General features: G+C 68.5%; 15 protein-coding genes. 14 read left to right on the top strand and 1 reads right to left on the bottom strand.

Annotation, left to right across the window (positions count from 1 at the left end; genetic code table 11):
* The first annotated feature begins 3 nt into the window (after positions 1-3).
* From ribH to prfH, 9 genes are all read left to right on the top strand, one after another.
* Complete coding sequence (gene ribH, locus KDK82_RS28865; protein WP_012204386.1) at positions 4-474, top strand: 6,7-dimethyl-8-ribityllumazine synthase; 471 nt, start codon at positions 4-6, stop codon at positions 472-474.
* The gene (gene nusB, locus KDK82_RS28860; protein ID WP_013803409.1) at positions 471-1,106 is read left to right on the top strand and encodes a transcription antitermination factor NusB; all 636 of its coding nucleotides are present in this window, start codon (positions 471-473) and stop codon (positions 1,104-1,106) included. Before ribH ends, nusB begins: the two co-directional genes overlap by 4 nt.
* Positions 1,107-1,210: 104 nt before the next feature.
* Positions 1,211-2,395 (top strand): pyridoxal phosphate-dependent aminotransferase, encoded by a 1,185-nt coding sequence (locus KDK82_RS28855; protein ID WP_043796416.1) that lies wholly within the window; start codon positions 1,211-1,213, stop codon positions 2,393-2,395.
* 12 nt (positions 2,396-2,407) lie between these two features.
* Entirely contained in the window at positions 2,408-2,824 is a 417-nt protein-coding gene (gene ybgC, locus KDK82_RS28850; protein WP_016450455.1) for a tol-pal system-associated acyl-CoA thioesterase, read from the top strand.
* A complete protein-coding gene (gene tolQ / locus KDK82_RS28845) occupies positions 2,821-3,525 on the top strand; it encodes a protein TolQ (RefSeq protein WP_088166900.1) in 705 nt (234 codons plus the stop codon). Before ybgC ends, tolQ begins: the two co-directional genes overlap by 4 nt.
* 30 nt (positions 3,526-3,555) lie before the next feature.
* Positions 3,556-3,981, top strand: coding sequence for a biopolymer transporter ExbD (locus KDK82_RS28840; RefSeq protein WP_088166899.1), 426 nt, complete (start codon positions 3,556-3,558; stop codon positions 3,979-3,981).
* A gap of 24 nt (positions 3,982-4,005) precedes the next feature.
* Positions 4,006-5,157 carry a cell envelope integrity protein TolA gene (gene tolA / locus KDK82_RS28835; protein WP_088166898.1) on the top strand — a complete coding sequence of 384 codons (1,152 nt, stop codon included), beginning with the start codon at positions 4,006-4,008 and terminating at the stop codon, positions 5,155-5,157.
* Between the two features lie 399 nt (positions 5,158-5,556).
* On the top strand, positions 5,557-6,711 hold the full coding sequence (locus tag KDK82_RS28830; protein ID WP_088166897.1) for an RNA ligase RtcB family protein: 1,155 nt from the start codon (positions 5,557-5,559) through the stop codon (positions 6,709-6,711).
* Positions 6,702-7,301 carry a peptide chain release factor H gene (prfH, locus tag KDK82_RS28825; protein ID WP_088166896.1) on the top strand — a complete coding sequence of 200 codons (600 nt, stop codon included), beginning with the start codon at positions 6,702-6,704 and terminating at the stop codon, positions 7,299-7,301. Before KDK82_RS28830 ends, prfH begins: the two co-directional genes overlap by 10 nt.
* A 10-nt stretch (positions 7,302-7,311) precedes the next feature.
* Here prfH and KDK82_RS28820 read toward each other — a convergent pair whose 3' ends face one another.
* A complete protein-coding gene (locus KDK82_RS28820; protein ID WP_012204377.1) occupies positions 7,312-8,082 on the bottom strand; it encodes a sulfite exporter TauE/SafE family protein in 771 nt (256 codons plus the stop codon).
* Positions 8,083-8,226: 144 nt separating this feature from the next.
* On the opposite strand from KDK82_RS28820, the gene KDK82_RS28815 reads away from it, so the two are divergent.
* The 5 genes from KDK82_RS28815 (at position 8,227) to KDK82_RS28795 (ending at position 15,429) form a co-directional block, all read left to right on the top strand.
* Positions 8,227-9,138 carry a LysR family transcriptional regulator gene (locus tag KDK82_RS28815; RefSeq protein ID WP_088166895.1) on the top strand — a complete coding sequence of 304 codons (912 nt, stop codon included), beginning with the start codon at positions 8,227-8,229 and terminating at the stop codon, positions 9,136-9,138.
* Positions 9,139-9,159: 21 nt separating this feature from the next.
* Positions 9,160-10,548 carry a tRNA 5-hydroxyuridine modification protein YegQ gene (gene yegQ, locus KDK82_RS28810; protein ID WP_012204375.1) on the top strand — a complete coding sequence of 463 codons (1,389 nt, stop codon included), beginning with the start codon at positions 9,160-9,162 and terminating at the stop codon, positions 10,546-10,548.
* Positions 10,549-10,670: 122 nt separating this feature from the next.
* The gene (locus tag KDK82_RS28805) at positions 10,671-11,540 is read left to right on the top strand and encodes a plasmid replication/partition related protein (RefSeq protein WP_088166894.1); all 870 of its coding nucleotides are present in this window, start codon (positions 10,671-10,673) and stop codon (positions 11,538-11,540) included.
* Positions 11,541-11,572: 32 nt separating this feature from the next.
* A complete protein-coding gene (locus tag KDK82_RS28800; protein ID WP_088166893.1) occupies positions 11,573-13,018 on the top strand; it encodes a PLP-dependent aminotransferase family protein in 1,446 nt (481 codons plus the stop codon).
* A gap of 248 nt (positions 13,019-13,266) precedes the next feature.
* Positions 13,267-15,429 (top strand): TonB-dependent siderophore receptor, encoded by a 2,163-nt coding sequence (locus KDK82_RS28795; protein ID WP_088166892.1) that lies wholly within the window; start codon positions 13,267-13,269, stop codon positions 15,427-15,429.
* Positions 15,430-15,656: the final 227 nt, after the last annotated feature.

Here is a 15,656-nt window from a genome sequence, read left to right as displayed (position 1 = left end):
GAAATGTTGAACGCAGAAAAGGGCCAGGCCCAGAACCTCGACGGCGCGCAGCTGCGCGTCGGCATCGTCCAGGCCCGCTTCAATGAAAGCATCACCAACAGCCTGACCCAGGCCTGCCGCGAAGAGCTGCTGGCCCTGGGCGTGCAGGCCGGAAACATCGACCACGTCACCGTGCCCGGCGCCCTGGAAGTGCCCGTGGCGCTGCAGGCGATGGCCGAGTCCGACCGGTACGACGCCCTGGTGGCGCTGGGCTGCATCATCCGTGGGGAGACATACCACTTCGAGCTGGTGGCCAACGAATCGGGCGCGGGTGTCACGCGCCTGGCCCTGGACTACCAGCTGCCGATCGCCAACGCGATCATCACCACCGAGAACACGGAGCAGGCCATCGCGCGCCAGACCGAAAAGGGACGCGACGCGGCCCGGGTCGCCGTGGAGATGGCCAACCTGCTCCAAACCATAGCCCGAACATGAGCGACGAACAATCCACACCGGCCTCGGGCCGCCCTCCCCGCCAAAGCCGCGGCGGCCTGACCAGCACCGGCGCGCGCAAGGCCGCCTCCAAGTCCAACCGCAGCCGCGCGCGAGAATTCGCGCTGCAGGCGCTGTACCAGCACCTGGTGGGCGGCAACGACGTGGAGGCCATCGACCGCTTCACGCGCGACCTGTCCGGCTTTCACAAGGCCGACTCGGTGCACTACGACGCGCTGCTGCGCGGCTGCATCAACTCCCAGGTGGACCTGGACGCGCTGATCGCCCCCAAGCTGGACCGCACCATGGCCGAGATCTCGCCCATCGAGCACGCCAGCATGTGGATCGGCGTGTATGAATTCCAGCACTGCCCCGACGTGCCCTGGCGCGTGGTGCTCAACGAGTGCATCGAGCTCGCCAAGGAATTCGGCGGCACCGACGGCCACAAATACGTGAACGCCGTGCTCAATGGCCTGGCGCCCACGCTGCGTGCGGCCGAAGTCGAGCATGACCGTGCGGGCAAGGGCTCCGCGCCCGCACAGCCCGCCGCCAAGGCAGACACGGCCACCGACGCGGCAGCAGATGCCGCCACGGACGCAGCAGCAGACGACGCTGCCGACCAGGCCGCCGGCTGACGCCGCGCCTCGGGTCTTCGGGGCACAGGCCCCGCCGCATCCGGCCATCCATGGCCCGCCCGCGCCTGCCGGGCGCGGGCGCCTCTTCCAGGATTTCACCCGTCATGAAGTTTTCGACCCGCGCCGACCGCATTGAGCCCTTTTACGTGATGGAGATCGCCAAGGCGGCGCAGGAGATGGCGCGCGGCTGCGCGGACAGCGACACGCCGATGATCTTCCTGAACATCGGCGAGCCCGACTTCACCGCGCCCCCGCTGGTGCAGGAGGCCGCAGCGCGCGCCGTGCAGGACGGCGCCACGCAATACACGCCGGCCCTGGGCCTGCCCCAGCTGCGCGAGCGCATCAGCCACTGGTATGCGCAGCGTTTCGGCGTGGATGTGCCGGCGCGGCGCATCGTGGTCACGGCCGGCGCCTCGGCCGCACTGCAGCTGGCCTGCCTGGCCACCATCGATGCGGGCGACGAAATCCTCATGCCCGACCCCAGCTACCCCTGCAACCGCCACTTCGTGAGCGCAGCCGAAGGCCGGGCCGTCATGGTGCCGACCACGGCGGCCGAACGCTACCAGCTGAGCGCCGACAAGGTCGAGGCCGCCTGGAACGAGCACACGCGCGGCGTGCTGCTGGCCTCGCCCTCCAATCCCACCGGCACCTCGATTGCGCCGGCCGAGTTGCGCCGCATCCTCGACGTGGTGCGCGCCCGGGGCGGGCTGACCATCATCGACGAGATCTACCTGGGCCTGTCGCATGACGACGCCTTCGGCCAGACCGCGCTGGCGCTGGGCGAGGACGTGATCAGCATCAACAGCTTCAGCAAGTACTTCAACATGACGGGCTGGCGCCTGGGCTGGATGGTGGTGCCCGAGGCCATGGTGCCCGTGGTCGAGCGCGTGGCGCAGAACCTCTTCATCTGCGCCAGCACCGTCTCGCAGCGCGCCGCCCTGGCCTGCTTCGAGCCCGAGTCCATTGCCGAGTACGAGCGCCGCCGCGCCGAATTCAAGGCCCGGCGCGACTTCTTCATCCCTGCGCTCGAGGCCCTGGGCCTGCCCGTGCCCGTGCAGCCCGACGGCGCCTTCTACGCCTGGGCCGACTGCCGTGCCGCTGCCGCCAAGCTTGGCGTCCAGGGCAGCTGGGACTTTGCCTACGCCGTCATGGAGCGCGCCCACTTGGCCATCACGCCGGGCCGCGACTTCGGCACGTTCGAGACCGCCGACTTCGTGCGCTTTTCCACGGCCAACTCCATGGAACAGCTGCAGGAGGCCGTGCGCCGCCTGCAGCGCCTGCTGGCCTGAGGCCCGCCGCACATGGCCTTCGAATTTCCCATCCGCGTCTACTGGGAGGACACCGATGCCGGCGGCATCGTGTTCTACGCCAACTATCTGAAGTTCTTCGAGCGTGCCCGCACCGAGTGGCTGCGCGCCCTGGGCATAGGCCAGCAGCAGTTGCGGGAACAAACGGGCGGCATGTTTGTCGTAACCCAGGCCCAGCTGCAATACCTGCGGGCAGCCCGGCTCGATGACCAACTCCTTGTTACCGCCGAGCTGCAAAGCAGCGGGCGCGCTTCGCTGACAATACGGCAGCAGGCGCTGCTGGCATCCGCCGGCGATGGCAATGCGCCGCCGCCCCTGTTGTGCGAAGGCACGATCCGCATTGGATGGGTGGATGGCTCGACCATGCGCCCCGCAAGAATTCCGAACCGCATCCTGGAGCAACTCTCATGAACTCCCATGACATGTCCATACTCAGCCTCGTGCTGCAGGCCAGCTGGGTCGTGCAGCTGGTCATGCTGATCCTCGTGGGCGCCTCGGTGGCCAGCTGGGCCACCATCTTCCGCAAGTCGCAGACCTTGAAGCGCGTGCGCGCGCTCAACGACGGCTTCGAGCAGGACTTCTGGTCGGGCACCAGCCTCAACGATCTCTATGCCTCGGCCGCTCACCATGCCAAGCAGGGCGGTCCCATGGAACGCATCTTCGCCAGCGGCATGCGCGAGTACCAGAAGCTGCGCGAGCGCCGCATCGCCGATGTGAACCAGTTGATGGACGGCACCCGCCGCGCCATGCGCGCCAGCTTCCAGCGCGAGATGGACGAGGTCGAGTCGGGCCTGTCCTTCCTGGGCACCGTGGGCTCGGTCTCTCCCTACATCGGCCTGTTCGGCACCGTCTGGGGCGTGATGCACGCCTTCACCGGCTTTGCCAACATGGAGCAGATCACGCTGGCCACCGTGGCCCCCGGCATTGCCGAGGCGCTGGTGGCCACAGCCATGGGCCTGTTCGCCGCCATCCCGGCCGTCACGGCCTACAACCGCTATGCCCACCAGATCGACCGCGTGGCCAGCCAGCAGGAAACCTTCATCGAAGAGTTCTCCAACATCCTGCAGCGCAACGTGGGTGCGACCGGCTCCAGCACCCCGTCCGGCCATTGAAGTCGCTCAAAGCCAGCAAGGAGTGAGCACATGCCCGCAGTAGCCTCGCGCGGCGGCCGCAGCCGCCGCACCGTCAACGAGATCAACATGGTGCCCTTCATCGACGTGATGCTGGTGCTGCTCATCATCTTCATGGTGACGGCGCCCATGCTCACGCCGGGCTCCATCAACGTGCCCAGCGCCGGCAAGGCCGCGCGCACGCCCCCGAAGCGCGCCGACGTGATGATCGACAAGGACGGCGGCATCCGCATCAAGGCCGGCAGTACAGACAAGACCGTCACGATCCAGGAGCTGGGCGCAGCCGCCAGGAGCTGGCAGGACCAGCAAAGCGACGACAGCGCCGTGCTGATTTCGGCGGACAAGAAGCTGCCCTTCGAGACCGTGATGGCCGCCATGTCGGCCCTGCAGTCGGCCGGCGTCAAGCGCGTGGCCTTCGGCGTCAAGTCCTCCCAGTAAGCAGCGCCGCCCGCCTTCGATTCCATGCCCAACCTGCAAGACCACGACCAGTTCGCACCGCCGCGCACGCGCGGCCGCACGCGCTCGTGGGCCCTGGCCGCGGCAGCGCACGGGCTGCTTGTGGCCGCCATGCTGTGGACCGTGCGCCCCCCGAAGCAGGCCGACGAGCCCATGGTCGAGGCCGAGTTCTGGTCCACGGCCGCACCCGCTCCCGCCCTGCCCCTGCCCGTGCCTGCGCCACCGCCGCCACCTGCACCCGAGCCTGTTCCCCAGCCGCCACCGCCGCCGCCCGCGCCCGTGATTGCACCGCCCCCACCTCCCAAGCCGCAGGCCGTGGACGACGACCGCGAGGCCGAGATCGCGCTGGAGAAGAAGCGCAAGATCGAGCAGCAAAAGAAGGAGCGCGCCGAACAGGCCGCCCACGAGCAGCGCGAGAAGGAACGCCAGGAGCGCCTGGACAAGGAAAAGGCCGACAAGGCGGCCCGGGACAAGGCCGAGCGAGAAAAAGCCGAAAAGGCCGAGAAGGACCGCCGCGACAAGCTGGAGCAGCAGAAAAAGGACAAGGCCGAGCAGGACCGCAAGGACCGCCTGGAGCAGCAAAAGAAGGACAAGGCCGAAAAGGAAAAGGCGGACAAGGAAAAAGCCGCCAAGGACAAGGCCGAGCGCGAGAAAGCCGAGAAGGCCGACAAGGAAAAGGCCGCCAAGGCCGAAGCCGAGAAGAAGGCCGCCGAGGACAAGCGCAAGAAGGAACAGGCTGCCAAGGAAGCCCGCGAGGCCAAGGAAGCCGAGGCGCGTCGCCTGGAGAACATCCGCCGCATGCAGGGCTTGGCGGCCGGTAGCGGCGGCTCGGCCGGCGAAGGTGCGGGTGGCAGCAAGAGCGGCGGCTCGGGCAGCTCGGCTGGAGGCCCCTCGGCCGGCTATGGAGCCAAGGTGGCCGCGCGCGTCAAGCCCAACATCGTCTACCCGGACGCCATCAGCGGCAACCCGCGGGCCGAGGTGCGCGTGCGCACCGCGCCCGATGGCACCATCACCGGCGCCACCATTGCCAAGTCCAGCGGCAACAAGGCCTGGGACGATGCCGTCATCCGCGCGCTGCAAAAGACCGAGACGCTGCCGCGCGACATCGATGGCCGCGTGCCTTCGGACCTGGTCATCGGATTCCGCCCGCAGGACTGAACGGGCACAGGCCCTTCATCAAAAAGCCCCGCCGGTACCTGCCTGCGGGGCTTTTTCCATCTTGCGTTGTATGCAATCCGCCACGCGCCTGCGACTTCGCTTGCGGCACCGGCCGCTTGTCCCTAGCATCCCCGTCTTTGCCGCATTCGCGGCACCCGTCCACCATCGCAAAGGAGAGAACCCATGTCCCATTCGACACGTCCCTTTGCAGTCGTGCACGCTTGAAGCCCTAGCGCCTCCAGGCCACGCTGCAGACCTGATTCCCGGCCCCGCAAGAGGCCCGGCTTTCGGCTGCGCGTGCGCTTTTCCTGATGCCTGTCCATCGAGCTTGCGGCGACTGCCCATTGCGCATTCCGCATCTGCCGGAATGTGCCCCAAGCACTCGATCGAAAGCCATTCATGGGCAATTCCCTTTCGGACACCTACATTGAGGTGTTCGCCAACCGCGGCGTCTGGATTGAAGACGCCGCCATCCAACAACTTCACACAACGGCCCGCAACCTGGCCGGCATGCGCGCAGCCGTGGGCCTGCCCGACCTGCACCCGGGCCGGGGCTACCCGGTAGGGGCGGCCTTCTTTTCCGTGGGCCGCTTCTACCCGACCCTGGTCGGCGGCGACATCGGCTGCGGCATGTCGCTGTACAGCACGGAGCTGGCGGCGCACAAGACCTCGGCCCCCAAGCTGGAAAAGGCGGTGGGCAACATCGACGGCCCCCTGCCCCAGGAACTGCTGGACGCCGTGGACATGCAGCAGCTGGAGCACATCGCCCAGGCCAGCGGCGTGGCCGACCTGGCGTATCTGCAGGACAGCCTGGGCACCATTGGCGGCGGCAACCACTTTGCCGAACTGCAGGTGGTGGACACGCTGTACGAGGACGGCGCGCTCGACAGGAAGCGCGTGCACCTCATGGTGCACAGCGGCTCGCGCGGGCTGGGCGGCGCCATCCTGCGCGCCCATGTGGAGGCCTTCAGCCACGACGGCCTGGCAGCCAGCAGCGATGCCGCCACGCAGTACCTGCGCCAGCACGCGGCCGCCATCGCCTTCGCCCAGCTCAACCGCGCCAGCATTGCGGCACGCCTGCTGCGCGCCCTGCGCACGCGCGGCCAGGCCCTGCTGGACATCACCCACAACCACGTGATCGCCCACCACTGGCGCGGCGAAGACGGCTTCCTGCACCGCAAGGGCGCCACGCCGGCCGACCAGGGTCTGGTGGTGATTCCGGGTTCGCGCGGCGACTACAGCTATCTTGTGCGGCCCGTGGCCGGGCGTGACGAGGCGCTGCACTCGCTGGCACACGGCGCAGGCCGCAAGTGGGCACGCACCGATTGCATGGGCCGCCTGCGCCCGCGCTTCACGCTGGACGAGCTGCTGCGCACCCAATTCGGCAGCGCCGTGGTCTGCGCCGACCGCGAACTGGTCTACGAGGAGGCCCCCCAGGCCTACAAGGACGTGGACTCCGTGGTCGCCAGCCTGCAGGAAGCCGGCCTGGTGCAACTGGTGGCGCGGCTGCGCCCCCTGCTGACCTACAAGAAGGGAGCCATGCAATGCTGCTGATCCAGCTGACCGCATCCCACGGCCCCGCCGAGTGCGAGCATGCCGTGCGCCTGACCCTGCGCGAGCTGCTGCGCGACTGCGCCGCCAGCGGCATCGCCGTGGACGTGCTGGAGGAAACGCCCACGCCGGCCGGCTACAAGTCCGTGCTGCTGCGCTGCGAGGGCGACACCGGCCTGCTTCACGGCACGCTGGGCGCCTGGCTGGGCACCATCCAGTGGGTCTTCGACAGTCCCCTGCGGCCCCATCACCCGCGCAGGAACTGGTTTGTTGCCGTGCAGAAGTGCGAGCCGCCCCGGCAATTGCCGGCAGACGGCGAAATCGTCTTCCAGGCCTGCAAGGCCTCGGGCAAGGGCGGCCAGCATGTCAACACCACGGACTCCGCCGTCCATGCCCTGCATGTGCCCAGCGGGATCTCGGTGAAGGTCATGAGCGAGCGCAGCCAGCACGCCAACAAGCGGCTGGCGCGCGAGTTGCTGGCCCTGAAGCTGGCGCGCCTCAACGCGCAAGGCGAGGGCCAGGCCCGGCGCATGCGCAGCCAGCAGCACTGGGAGGTGGAGCGCGGCAGCCCCGTGAAGGTGTTCCGCGCCTGAACGCCCGGAGCTAGCCCCTGGCGCACATGTAGATGCCCAGCGCCAGCAGGCCCAGCATCAGCACGCGCTTGAAAACCTGGGGCGACAGCGACTGGCGCAGCCGCTCGCCCCAGGCCATGCCGGCCAGGGCGGGCAGCAGCATCAGTGCGGAAACCAGGGCCGTGGCCCCCCAGCCCGTCCAGGACGAAGCGGCATGGCCCGGCCCCTGCGCCAGCGCCATGCCCGCGCCCAGCGCCAGCGTGGACACCGTGAAGCACAGGCCCATGGCCTGCATCAGCGCCTGCCGGCCCAGCGCCAGCGATTGCAAAAAGGCCACGGCCGGCACCACGAACACGCCGGTCAGCGCCGTGATCCCGCCCGTCAACAGACCACACAACAGGCCCAGCCAGGCCTGATGCCTCTGTGGCAACTGCAGGCCCGGCCCCCAAAGGCCCCACAGGGCATAAATAACCAGGGCCACGCCCAGCGCCGTGCGCGCCACGGCTGCCTCGCCCACCGGGCCCCACCACAGCATGCCGCCCACCGTGCCCGCGACAATGCCCAGCTGCATCCAGCCCAGGCGCCGCAGCAAAGGCCGCAGCGATGGCATGGGCCGCATCTGCACCACATTGGTCACCAGGGACGGCAGCAGCAGCCAGGCCGCCGCCTGCCCGGCCGGCATGAACAGCGCCAGCAGCGCCATGGACACCGTGGGCAGGCCCAGGCCCACCACCCCCTTGACGACACCGGCCAGCCCGAACACGGCCACCGCCGCCGCCAGCACCCACCACGCATCCCACATCACGGCCACCCTGCACTTTCACTGACTTGGCTCAGGCCTTTCCTGAACCTCATGGCGCCATGCTCGCGCACCACCACAGGGATCACAATCGGGAATCTTCAAACCAAGGCTCAGGCATGGCCTGATCCTTCAGCACCACAGTCCATGCGATTCGACCTCACCGACCTGCAGCTGTTCGTCCATATCCTCGACTGCGGCACGCTCACGGCGGCGGCCGGGCGCGCGCACATGACGCTGGCCTCGGCCAGCGAGCGCGTGCGCGGCATGGAGGCGCAACTGGGCTGCGCCCTGCTCGCGCGCCAGGCGCGCGGCGTGCGGCCCACGGCGGCCGGCCACACGCTGGGCCAGCATGCGCGTGACGTTCTGGCCCGGATGCAACGCCTGCGCGGCGACATGGCCGAGTACGGCGCGGGCCTGGCCGGGCATGTGCGCGTATGCGGCAACACCTCGGCCGTGAGCGAGCACCTGCCGCTGGCCGTGGCCGGATTCCTGCGCAACCATCCGCGCGTGGCGCTGGAGCTGCAGGAATGCCGCAGCGCCGAAGTGCTGGACCGGCTGCGCCAAGGCCTGTGCGACATCGGCGTGGCCAGCGATGCCCAGGACCTGCGCGGCCTGCAGGCCACGCCCTGGCGCCCCGACCCGCTGGTGGCCGTGCTGCCGCGCGCCCACCGCCTGGCGCGGCGCAAGCGGCTGGCCTTGCAGGACCTGCTGACCGAAGATTGGGTAGGCCTGCCGCACGATGCCGCCCTGCAGGTGCTGGTGCGCCAGCAGGCCGCCTTGCTGGAAGGGCCGTCGGGAGGGCAGTTGCGCTGGCGCGCCCAACTGCAGCACCTGGACAGCATCTGCCAGCTGGTGGGCCAGGGCGTGGGCGTGGCCGTCATGCCCGCCGCCGCCGCGCAGCGCCTGGCCCCGGCCAGCGGCGCCCGCGCCGTGCCCTTGAGCGATGCCTGGGCCCGGCGCCAGCTGCTGCTGTGCACGGCCCGGGAAGACCAGTTGCCCGCCCATGCAAGGCAGTTGCTGGTGCATCTGAAAGGACTGGGCCTGGCGGAGCCATAGCGAACCGTGTTGGAAAGCGCGATGCGGGACAATACGGGGATCATGACCCTCAAAGCCCCCGAACTGCTGCTGCCGGCCGGCTCGCTCGACAAGATGCGTGCGGCCTACGACTTTGGCGCCGACGCCATCTACGCCGGGCAACCCCGCTACAGCCTGCGCGCACGCAACAACGAATTCCGCCTCGAACAGATCGCCCAGGGCATCTCCGAAGCGCATGCGCGGGGCAAGAAATTCTTCGTCACCAGCAACCTGATCGCCCACAACGACAAGGTGCGCACCTATATCCGCGACATCGAGCCCGTGATCGAGTGCAAGCCCGACGCGCTGATCATGGCCGACCCTGGCCTGATCATGATGGTCAAGGAAAAGTGGCCCGAGACCGAGGTGCATCTCTCGGTGCAGGCCAACACCACCAACTGGGCCACGGTGAAGTTCTGGCAGAAGGCCGGCGTCTCGCGCATCATCCTGTCGCGCGAGCTGTCGCTGGACGAGATCGAGAAGATCCGCCAGGAATGCCCGGACATGGAGATCGAGGTCTTCGTGCACGGCGCGCTGTGCATCGCCTACTCGGGCCGCTGCCTGCTGTCGGGCTACTTCAACCGGCGCGATCCCAACCAGGGCACCTGCACCAATGCCTGCCGCTGGGACTACAAGACGCATGACGCGGCCGTGGATCCCAATACCGGCGAGGCCCTGGCCCAGACCATGGAGCAGGACTTCAGCTTCGAGAAGGCCCGCGAGGAGGCCGACAGCCAGTTCACCAGCACCTGCGGCGACGGCGCGCGCCACCCCAAGGCCGAGCAGGTCTACCTGCTGGAGGAAAAGGGCCGCCCCGGCGAGCTGATGCCCATCATGGAAGACGAGCACGGCACCTACATCATGAACTCCAAGGACCTGCGCGCCGTGGAGCATGTGGAGCGCCTGGTGAAGATCGGCGTGGACTCGCTCAAGATCGAGGGCCGCACCAAGAGCCTGTACTACGTGGCCCGCACGGCCCAAGTCTACCGCCGCGCCATCGACGATGCCGTGGCCGGCCGCCCCTTCAACCCGCACCTGATCACCGAGCTCGAAGGCCTGGCCAACCGTGGCTACACGGGCGGCCTGCTGGAGCGCCGTCCCTCGCAGGACTACCAGAACTACGAGACCGGCCACTCGGTGCTGCAGCGCAGCCACTTCGTGGGCGAGGTGCGCAGCTATGCCGACGGCATGGCCGAGGTGGAGACCAAGAACCGCTTCTCGGTGGGCGATACGCTGGAGATCATCCACCCGCAGGGCAACCGCCAGGTGCTGCTGGAGAAGATGTTCAACCTCGACGGCGAACCCGTGCAGGTCGCCCAGGGCAACCCGATCCGCGTGCGCATTCCGCTGGATGCGCCGGCCGAGGGTGCGCTGATCTCGCGCCTGCTGTGAAGCCGGGGCGCAGGCCGCCCTGCCCTCCTTGCCCTTGATTTTTTCCTGGCGGCTGTCCAGGGCCATTGCTGCAATGGCCCGGAGCGGCCGCCGTTCCTTTCATTCCTCATTTCTGCACTGCCATGGACATCGTCGTCAACGAAGAACTCAAGGCCTACATCGACCCCCTGACCCCCGATGAACTCGACGCGCTGGAGCGCAGCATCGTGGCCGAAGGCTGCCGCGACGCGCTCGTGCTCTGGAACGACCTGCTCATCGACGGCCACAACCGCTACGCCATCTGCCAAAAGCACGGCCTGCCCTTCAACACCGTGCAGGCCACGCAGTTCAAGAACATGGACGACGTGCACCTGTGGATGATCGACCAGCACCTGGGCCGCCGCAGCGTGTCCGACTTCCAGCGCGGCGTGCTGGCGCTGCGCAAGCGCGAGATCATTGCCGCGCGCCGCTCGGCCGCCGCTGCTGCCGTGATGGCCGCCAAGGCCGATGCGCCCCAGGCCGAGAGTGAAGCCCCCTGGGAAGGCGAGACCGACCCCGTGGTCGCCGCCGCCCTGGCCAGCGTGGCCAAGGTGCCCGACGAGGCCCTGGACACGCGCGAAGCCCTGGCCCGCGTGGCCCGCCTGTCCAGCAGCCAGGTCAAGCTGATCGAGACCATCCAGCAAAAGGCCGCGCCCGAAGTGGTGGCCGCCGTGCGCTCGGGCGACATCTCGCTGAGCACCGCCGCCGTGGTCGCCAGCCTGCCCGTGGACGAGCAGCAGGCCGTGGCCGCCGCAGGCGCCGACGAACTCAAGCAGGCCACCAAGCGCGTGCGCGATGCCAAGAAAAAGCCCAAGGCCGCCAAGCCCGAAGCCGAAGCGGCCGACGGCGAAGGCGCGGCCGTGACCGCCTCGCCCGAGGAGCTGCAGCAGCGCGTGAACGAACTCGAAGCCGAGAACGAGCGCCTGCGCCAGCAGATCAAGGCGCTGCAGGAACTGCTGGCCGAGCAAGGCTGAAGCGGCGCCCGCCCCCAAGCACGCACGCCGCCATGACGCGCTACCAGGAGCTGGCCGACGATATCGAGGCATCCATCACCGCAGGCGTTCTGTGCCCAGGTGACAAGCTGCCCTCGGTGCGCCAGACCAGCGAGCGGCGCGGCGTCAGCGCCTCCACGGTGTTCCAGGCCTACTACCTGCTGGAGGCGCGCGGCCTGGTTCGCGCGCGCGAGCGATCGGGCTACTTCGTGGCCCAGCGCCCGCGCAGCGCGCCGCCCGAGCCCACCGAGCCGTCTTCGCCCGAGGGCGACAGCTTTGCCGTGGTCGATGTGAGCGAGCGCGTGTTCGAGGTGCTGGAGTCGGCCATGGACCGCGATGTCGTGCCCCTGGGCTCGGCCTTTCCCTCGCCGGGCCTGTTCCCGCTGCGCCGCCTGGGCCAGTGCCTGGCGCATGCCGCGCGCGAGGCCGACCCGCGCAGCGCCATCGACGACCTCACGCCCGGCAGCCTGGCGCTGCGCCGCCAGATCGCACGCCGCTACCTGGCCGACGGCCTGGCGCTGACGCCGGCCGATCTGGTCATCACCAACGGCGCGCTGGAGGCTCTGAACCTGTGCCTGGCCGCCGTCACGCGGCCCGGCGGCGCCGTGGTCATAGAGTCGCCCTGCTTCTATGGCGCGCTGCAGGCGCTGGAGCGCATGGGCCTGTCGGCCATCGAGGTGCCCACCCATCCGGGCGAGGGCATGGACCTGAACGCGCTGGAGGCAGCACTGCAGCGCCACAGGCCCCAGGCCATCTGGCTGATGACCTGTTTTCAGAACCCACTGGGCAGCCTCATGCCCGAAGCGCGCAAACGCGCGCTGGTGGAGCTGGTCACGCGCCACCGCGTGCCGCTGATCGAAGACGACGTGTACGGCGAGCTGTACTTCGGCGAGCGCCGCCCGCCGCCCGCCAAGACCTTCGACACCGAAGGCTGGGTGCTGCACTGCAGCTCGTTCTCCAAATGGCTGGCGCCGGGCTGGCGCACGGGCTGGGCCGCTCCCGGGCGCTTCACGCGCGCCGTGGCCCGGCAAAAGCTCACCACCACGCTGGCCACGAATGCGCCCACCCAGCAGGCGCTGGCCGACTACCTGGAAAGCGGCGGCGCCGACCGCCACCTGCGCCGCCTGCGCCAGAGCCTGGCCCTGCAGCGGGACCACATGGCATCGGCCATTGCCCGCCACTTTCCACAAGGCACGCGGGCCACGCGGCCCGAGGGCGGCTACTTCATGTGGATAGAGCTGCCGCCGTACTGCAATGCGCTGGCCCTGCACCGCGCGGCGCTGGCGCGCGGCATCAGCGTGGCGCCGGGGCCGATCTTCTCGGCCTCGCAGGCCTTCGGCCACTGCCTGCGGCTGAACTACGGCCATGACTGGAGCGACGAGACCGGGCAGGCCCTGGCCACGCTGGGCGAGCTGGCCCGCGCAATGCAGCCCCTTCCAACAGCAAAAGCAGCAAGGTAAGCGCCCGCTGCGCTGGCAGCACCTGCTGCGCTGTAGCGCCCGGGCAACGCGGCCTGGCACAGCTGCTGTCAGCCTGGTGCAAGCTGGATGATTCTCATTTAGACTCGCACCCCGAACCGGCATCGCCGCCATGCATGCTGACCGGTCCTTGTCTCCTGCTTCCGCCTCGCCCGCCGCCACGCGTCCTGCAGCCTGCCAGCCGACCCTTCAGCGCTGCACCAATCCCAGAGGCACAAAGGAAGTTTTCCATGGTTTCCAGCAATCACTGCGCCACGCTCACACGCTGCGCGGCCGCTGTCGCCGCCGCCCTGCTGTCGCTGCAGGCGTCGGCACAGGCGCCATCCCCCACCACCACCGCACCCGAGGCCGGCCTGTCCGCCATCACCGTCACGGGCAACTGGCTGGACAACCCCACCGAGGAAAAGGTGCTGGACCATGCCGGCGCGCGCACCATCGTCGAACGGGCGCGCATCGAGGAAACCGGCTCCTCCAGCCTGCGCGACGTGCTGCGCCTGGTGCCCGGCGTGCAGGTGCAGGACAGCAACGGCACGGGCGGCAGCGATGTGTCGCTGAACATCGGCGTGCGCGGCCTGACGGCGCGCCTGTCCCCGCGCGCCTATGTGCTGATGGACGGCGTGCCCGTCTCCTACGCGCCCTACGGCCAGCCTCAGCTGTCGCTGGCGCCCGTGTCGCTGGGCAACCTGGAGTCGGTGGACGTGATCCGCGGCGCAGGCTCGGTGCGCTACGGCCCCCAGAACGTGGGCGGCATCATCAACTTCGTCACGCGCGCCATTCCCAATACCTTCGCGGCCGAGGCCTCGGTGGGCACCGAGATCTACAGCCACGGCGGCAATGCCAAGACCACGCCCAGCCTGTTCGTGGGCGGCACCAACGAATCCGGCCTGGGCCTGGCCCTGCTGTACTCGGGCACGCATGGCGACGGCTGGCGCGCAGGCAATGACAAGACCGACATCGACGACATCCTGGTCAAGGGCGCCTACCGCATCTCGGCCCAGGACGACATCGCCGTCTCGCTGCACCACTTCGAGGGCTCGGGCCGCATGCCCGGCGGCCTGACCACGGCGCAGTACGCGGCCGACCCGTTCCAGTCCACGCGCTCCTACGACAGCTTCGACGGCCGCCGCACCGATGCCTCGTTCAAGTACAACCACAAGGACGGGCGCAACAACTTCGAGGTGCTGGGCTACTACGTGGACTCGTTCCGCGGCAGCTACATCGAGCAGGACAACGCCAACCAGCGCCGCCTGACGGCCGCGCCGCGCAGCTACCACTACTTCGGCATCGAGCCGCGCTACTCGCGCCTGTTCGAGACCGGCTCCGTGGTGCAGGAAGTCAGCGTGGGCTACCGCTACCTCAAGGAAAGCAGTTCCGAGGTCGCGCTGCGCACCGCCTACTACAACCCCGCCACCATGGCCAACGCCATGGCGCTGCCGATCACGCCCTACCAGACCAGCCAGGGCGGCACCACAGCCCATGCCTTCTATATCGATGACCGCATCGACATCGGCAACTGGACCATCACGCCCGGCGTGCGCTACGAACGCATCAACTCCTTCAACAACGTCAGCAACCTGGGCGCCGATGGCAGCACCGTCACCAGCCAGCTGTTCCCCAAGGCCGATGCAAGCGAGTTCCTGCCCACGCTGTCCGTGCTCTACCGCATGAATGCGCAGTGGTCGCTGTTCGCCAACGCGGGCAAGTCCTTCGGACCGCAGCAGTACGCGCAGCTGGCCCAGACCGAGCGCGGCCTGCATCCCGAATCGGCCAAGACCTATGAGGTGGGCACGCACTACAACAGCCCGGCGCTGAACGCCGAGCTGACGCTGTTCAACATCGACTTCGACAAGGAACTGCTGCTGACCCGCGTGGGCGTGGACGGCATCTGGACCGACCTGGGCGCCACGCGCCACCGCGGCATCGAGTCCTCGCTGCGCTACGACCTGGGCCAGTGGAATGCCGCGCTCAAGGGGCTGACGGCGGGTGTGTCCTATACCTATACCGAGGCCGTCTCGCGCGCCGGCGATTTCGCGGGGCGCGACCTGCCGCTGTACTCGCGCCACACGGGCCAGCTGTGGGCGCGCTATGCGCTGGGGCAGTGGACGCTGAATGCGGACCTGGCCGCGCAATCGAAGCAGCGCTCTCCGGGGTCGGGCACGCAGTATGTGACGCAGGAAGATGCTGCGGGGCGGCTGGGTGATATCCCCGGGTTTGCGACCGTTGGCCTGCGTGCGGGCTATGACTTTGGCAAGTCGCTGAGCAATCTGCGGGTGGCCGTGGGGGTCAAGAATCTGTTCGATCGCAGGTACTACACGCGGTCTACGGATAACAACGGGGGCAAGTATGTGGGGATGCCTCGGACGTTGTATGTGCAGGGGACGTTGCCATTCTGATGCTTTGGTTTACGTGTGTCTGTTTTTGACCCTGCCGGGTGGTATTTTTCTGAGGCCGGGTCTCGGCCCGGCGGCCGACCTCCTTTTCTTTGATTCGTCAAAGAAAAGGAGGCAAAAGAAAGACGACCCGAATGTCCGCGACCCTCCGCTTCGCTGCGGGCAACCTGCGTCGTGGCGGTCGCTGCGCTCGGCCTGGGACTTTGGCCTCGCTTTCATTCAAAGCCTCT

The sequence above is a fragment of the Delftia sp. K82 genome (assembly GCF_002193035.1).
In the GTDB taxonomy this organism is placed as follows: domain Bacteria; phylum Pseudomonadota; class Gammaproteobacteria; order Burkholderiales; family Burkholderiaceae_C; genus Comamonas; species Comamonas acidovorans.
Note: the sequence above shows the minus strand (reverse complement) of the source record. Positions and strands in the feature narration are given on the sequence as shown.

Bases quoted from the DNA above. Each gene is read 5' to 3' on its own strand.
- ribH (WP_012204386.1), top strand. From the start codon at position 4: ATGTTGAACGCAGAAAAGGGCCAGGCCCAGAACCTCGACGGCGCGCAG.
- nusB (WP_013803409.1), top strand. From the start codon at position 471: ATGAGCGACGAACAATCCACACCGGCCTCGGGCCGCCCTCCCCGCCAA.
- KDK82_RS28855 (WP_043796416.1), top strand. From the start codon at position 1,211: ATGAAGTTTTCGACCCGCGCCGACCGCATTGAGCCCTTTTACGTGATG.
- ybgC (WP_016450455.1), top strand. From the start codon at position 2,408: ATGGCCTTCGAATTTCCCATCCGCGTCTACTGGGAGGACACCGATGCC.
- tolQ (WP_088166900.1), top strand. From the start codon at position 2,821: ATGAACTCCCATGACATGTCCATACTCAGCCTCGTGCTGCAGGCCAGC.
- KDK82_RS28840 (WP_088166899.1), top strand. From the start codon at position 3,556: ATGCCCGCAGTAGCCTCGCGCGGCGGCCGCAGCCGCCGCACCGTCAAC.
- tolA (WP_088166898.1), top strand. From the start codon at position 4,006: ATGCCCAACCTGCAAGACCACGACCAGTTCGCACCGCCGCGCACGCGC.
- KDK82_RS28830 (WP_088166897.1), top strand. From the start codon at position 5,557: ATGGGCAATTCCCTTTCGGACACCTACATTGAGGTGTTCGCCAACCGC.
- prfH (WP_088166896.1), top strand. From the start codon at position 6,702: ATGCTGCTGATCCAGCTGACCGCATCCCACGGCCCCGCCGAGTGCGAG.
- KDK82_RS28820 (WP_012204377.1), bottom strand. From the start codon at position 8,082: ATGTGGGATGCGTGGTGGGTGCTGGCGGCGGCGGTGGCCGTGTTCGGG.
- KDK82_RS28815 (WP_088166895.1), top strand. From the start codon at position 8,227: ATGCGATTCGACCTCACCGACCTGCAGCTGTTCGTCCATATCCTCGAC.
- yegQ (WP_012204375.1), top strand. From the start codon at position 9,160: ATGCGGGACAATACGGGGATCATGACCCTCAAAGCCCCCGAACTGCTG.
- KDK82_RS28805 (WP_088166894.1), top strand. From the start codon at position 10,671: ATGGACATCGTCGTCAACGAAGAACTCAAGGCCTACATCGACCCCCTG.
- KDK82_RS28800 (WP_088166893.1), top strand. From the start codon at position 11,573: ATGACGCGCTACCAGGAGCTGGCCGACGATATCGAGGCATCCATCACC.
- KDK82_RS28795 (WP_088166892.1), top strand. From the start codon at position 13,267: ATGGTTTCCAGCAATCACTGCGCCACGCTCACACGCTGCGCGGCCGCT.